At 58.9% G+C, this 4,244-nt stretch carries 3 protein-coding genes; 2 read left to right on the top strand and 1 reads right to left on the bottom strand.

All coding sequences use genetic code 11. The features are described from left to right. The first annotated feature begins 333 nt into the window (after positions 1-333). Complete coding sequence (locus tag VN887_20805) at positions 334-1,977, top strand: hypothetical protein (protein ID HXT42460.1); 1,644 nt, start codon at positions 334-336, stop codon at positions 1,975-1,977. 94 nt (positions 1,978-2,071) lie between these two features. Here the strand turns inward: VN887_20805 and mutY are convergent, their stop codons facing one another. Continuing rightward, positions 2,072-3,199, bottom strand: coding sequence for an A/G-specific adenine glycosylase (gene mutY, locus VN887_20800; GenBank protein ID HXT42459.1), 1,128 nt, complete (start codon positions 3,197-3,199; stop codon positions 2,072-2,074). Between the two features lie 43 nt (positions 3,200-3,242). On the opposite strand from mutY, the gene rnhC reads away from it, so the two are divergent. Then, positions 3,243-4,208, top strand: a complete 966-nt coding sequence (gene rnhC / locus VN887_20795) for a ribonuclease HIII (GenBank protein ID HXT42458.1) — start codon at positions 3,243-3,245, stop codon at positions 4,206-4,208. Positions 4,209-4,244: the final 36 nt, after the last annotated feature.

The raw sequence follows: 4,244 nt of genomic DNA, 5'->3' as shown, positions 1-4,244 counted from the left end.
CCGAGCGGGCCGTAGTCCCAAAAGCCGTTGATGCCGCCGTAAATCTCCGAGGATTGGAAGATGAACCCGCGCCGTTTGCACAGCGACACGATCTTTTCCATCAACTCGTTACTCCGGGGTTCGGCCATAAGGCGGGAGAGTTTTGTTGAAGGTCGCGAGACTGTCAAGGAAGCGGGCGGCCCCAATTTGCCGTGACCAGGGAAAGGCCACCACTCGACTGCGCAACTGGCGCAGGAAAGGTTGAACGTGTCCGAATACGCTTTGCTTTTTTGCGCGTTCAAGCGTTACTCGGCGCGTCGTTCAGGCCGGAAAAAGAAATCAATGCAACTTCCCATGCCGAAGCCAAACCTGGCCCCGACTCTGACGATGAGCGGTTTGTTCGCCGCGGTTTGCACGGCATTATTTTCCACGTCACAGATCTCGGCCGCCGGGGTGACCATCATTACCCATGGTTTTTACAGCGACGCGAACAGTTGGGTTACCGCAATGGCGAACGCGATTCCAAATTACTACCGCTTTCCCGGAACTAATTTCACCGTTTACAAAGTCACGCTCACGACGGACGGCAGCACTTACCAGTACCAATGGGAACGTGAAGGTGGATCGCCATTGACCAACGACTCGGGTGAAATCATCGTCAAACTCGATTGGAGCCAGATGTCGGGTGATCCTTCCGACGTCTTCAACCCATTTAATGATGACACCAGCACTTCAAATGTTGCGTGGATTGCAAGCCTGGTCGTTTCACAAACGAACGCGATTGCCGATCTGAACGGTCATGCGCTGGCGGAATTCCCGATCCATTTGGTCGGTCACAGCCGCGGCGGTTCGCTGATGAACGAACTCAGCCGCCAGTTGGGCACCAACGGCGTCTGGGTTGACCACTTGACGACGCTCGATCCGCACCCGTTGAACAATGACGGCAACTCCGAGTTTGGATTTTTCCCGACCGATGCTTCCGCCAGTCTTACTTACGAAAATGTTCTGTTTCGCGACAACTACTGGCAGGATTTTTCGGGCGGTATCGCCGACTTTAACGGTGAGTCCGTCTCGGGCGCGTATAACCGTCACCTGGACGATCAAGAAGTTTCCGGAGGTTACAACAATAACTCGGTGCCCGTTTCCCCACGCCATTCCAACGTGCATCTCTGGTATCACGGAACAATTGATTGGGACACCCCGGCCAGCGACAGTGGAGCTTCCATCACCGACACCGAGCGGCAAACGTGGTGGACTGCGTATGAAAGCCGCGGTGTTGTCGCCGGCTTTTATTACAGTCTTATCGGTGGGGGCGATCGCTTGAGCACGGACCAACCGGTTGGCCAGGGATTCGGGATGATCCGGGATGGCTACAATCAAAGGTGGGATTTGGGCGCGGGCACGGTGGATAACCGCACTTCCCTGCCTGCCAACAACGGGAACTGGCCGAACGTCATCAAATTTAATCTCACCGGAACGAACATCGTCGCATTCGGCCAGAGCACCACTACCACGCTCTATTACCAATGGGTGCGTCCGGCAACAACCAACGCTCTCGTGAGCTTTTATCTCGACGACGATTTTAATCCTTACAACGGCAATGAAATGATTGTGCAGCAGGCCGCGGTGCAAGGGACAGACCAGGTCGGCCGCGGCACAGTTACCATCCCTTTTAACGCTACAAATGCCACTCCTGGCCTCCACGCGATTTACGCAAGCATCACTGATGGCAGCCACACGCGCTATCTTTACGCACCGGAGATTCTCACGGTGTTTTCGAGTCTCGATCCTCCGAGCCTGGCGATATCGGGTGGCGCAGGCGTTCAGCCCCGGATTGATGTCGCAGGCGTTCCGGGCCAGCGCATCGTGTTGCAGGGCTCGATCGATTTTCAGACCTGGCAGCCGCTGGCGACTAACTGGCTGGCAACCAATGTTTGGAGTTATTTCGACCCTCAGCCGCCCGGCGCGCGGAAATTTTACCGCGCGACGCTTCAATAGCTTTCAGCAGTTTTGGAAAGGAGAAATACCCGCGCGGAACGAAAAGCAGACGGCTGTCGGCGCTTGAAGTTGGAAGCGCGGTGAACCTCCCGGCTCATTGTCTCGCGAGCATTCCCAGGATGTTTCGATGCGCGCTCGGAAAGGCCAGCTTGTGCAACTGAGCCGGCGAACACCAGCGCGCGTTTGGGATCGCATCGGGCGCGCCGTTGGCAAACTCGACCCGAAAGACATCCATCGTGATCCGGTAGCGCGTGATGGTATGGCGAATTTGCCGCAACGGTTTGACTGCTTCAGGGCGCTCGTTGAACAGGGTTTTTGCCAGCTGCGGGCCGGCTGTCGGGCGTGTGTTGGTTTCGAGATTTGGAAATTCCCACAGATGCGCGTTGACCACGCCGGCCGGGCGCTGTTGAACGAGAAACCGCCCGCTTCTCTCAACAACGAACGCGGCGAAACGGCGTTCGGTCGCAATCGCGCGCCGCCCGAGGTTGGGCAGTTGCCCGGTCCGGTCCTCGCGAAAGGCGGCGCAGCTTTTTCGAACGGGGCAAAGGGGACACTTCGGCTGGCGCGGCGTGCAAACCGTCGCGCCGAGTTCCATCAGTGCTTGATTGAGATGCGAACAATTCTGTCCGCGGCGTTTCACCCGCGCCGCTGACTGGACCAGAGAAGCCGCCAGACTCCACAGCCGCGCATTGGTCTTTGTTTCGCGCGGATTCTCGCCGATGCCAAACAGGCGGGTGAGCACGCGAATGACGTTGCCGTCGAGGATCGGTGTCGGCTGGTTAAAGGCGATGCTGCAAATCGCGCCGGCGGTGTAACGGCCAATGCCCGGGAGCGCGAGCACGGCATCGAACTTTTCGGGGAAACAGCCGTCATGCTTGTCCATAATCAGTTGCGCGGCCGTCTGCAAATTACGGGCGCGAGTATAGTAACCGAGACCTTCCCAGAGCTTCAGCACTTTCCCCGGTCGGGCGCGGGCCAGCGATTGCGCCGTCGGCAGTTCGCGCATCCAGCGTTCCCAGTAGGGGATGACCGTCTTGACCTGAGTTTGCTGGAGCATGATTTCAGAAATCCAGATGGCGTAAGGGTCGCGCGTGCGGCGCCACGGCAGATCGCGGGCATTGGCCGCGAACCAGGCGAGCAGCGGCCCAACCAGTGCAGCCGGCGTATGGCGTCCGGAATTCCCTCCCGGCCGCTTTTCCTTCAACCTTCGTTTGCGTTGCACGGTTGCGCAGCCTACGACAACCGCCTAGGATAACTCAACGTTTGTGAAGCCATTGACCTCATATACCTGTGTGCTGGCCGGCCTGGAGGCCGGGGCGCTGGAGCGCTATCTGCGCGAGCACGGCTACGAATTTCGCGAAGTGCCCTACGCGCGGTTCGCCGCGGACAAGGAGAAACTCAACGTGGTTTTTTACGAGAGCGGCAAATTGGTGGTGCAGGGGAAGGGGACGCAGGACTTCGTCGAGTTCGTGCTCGAACCGGGAATATTGAAACAGGCGCGGCTCGGTTACGAGACCGTGCTGAACCCGGAGCTGCTGCTGCCGCGGCTGGGCGTGGACGAAAGTGGCAAGGGAGATTTTTTCGGGCCGCTGTGCATCGCCGGCGCCTATGTGAACGAGGCGGTGGTGAAGGCATGGAAAGATGCGGGCATTCGCGACTCCAAAAACATCTCCAGCGACCGGAAGATCGCCGATCTGGCGAAACTGATCCGTGAGACCCCCGGTTGCGTGACGAGCGTGGTGCCAATCGGGAACGAGGCCTACAACCGGCTGTACGGCCGGATGAAGAGCGTGAACGCGATCCTGGCGTGGGGCCACGCGCGCGTGATCGAAAATCTGATGGGCCAGAAGCATCGGATGAATCCGCCGCCGGTCCGGGCCATCAGCGACCAGTTCGCCGCGAACAAGGCGACCGTCGCGAACGCTTTGATGGGGTTGGGACGCGAGATTGAACTGATCCAACGGCACAAGGCGGAAGCGGATCTTGCCGTGGCCGCGGCCTCGATTCTTGCCCGTGATGAATTCGTCACGCGCCTCGCGGCGCTGGAGAAACAGTTCGGAGTCAAATTGCCGAAGGGTGCCTCTGGCGCCGTGGACGAAGCCGCCAATGAGTTTGTCGCGAAGCACGGAACGGACGGCCTCAGTAAGGTCGCCAAAATGCACTTTCGAAACGCCTTTCGGGCGCAGGGCCTGCCCGAGCCGCCAAAGACGGAATGGAAGCCGGCGCGTTGAAGAGCCGTTTGCCGGTCGGGAGGATGGGGCTATTTC

The sequence above is a fragment of the Candidatus Angelobacter sp. genome (genome assembly GCA_035607015.1).
Classification (GTDB): Bacteria; Verrucomicrobiota; Verrucomicrobiia; order Limisphaerales; family AV2; genus AV2.
This window is presented reverse-complemented; position numbering and strand designations above follow the sequence as displayed.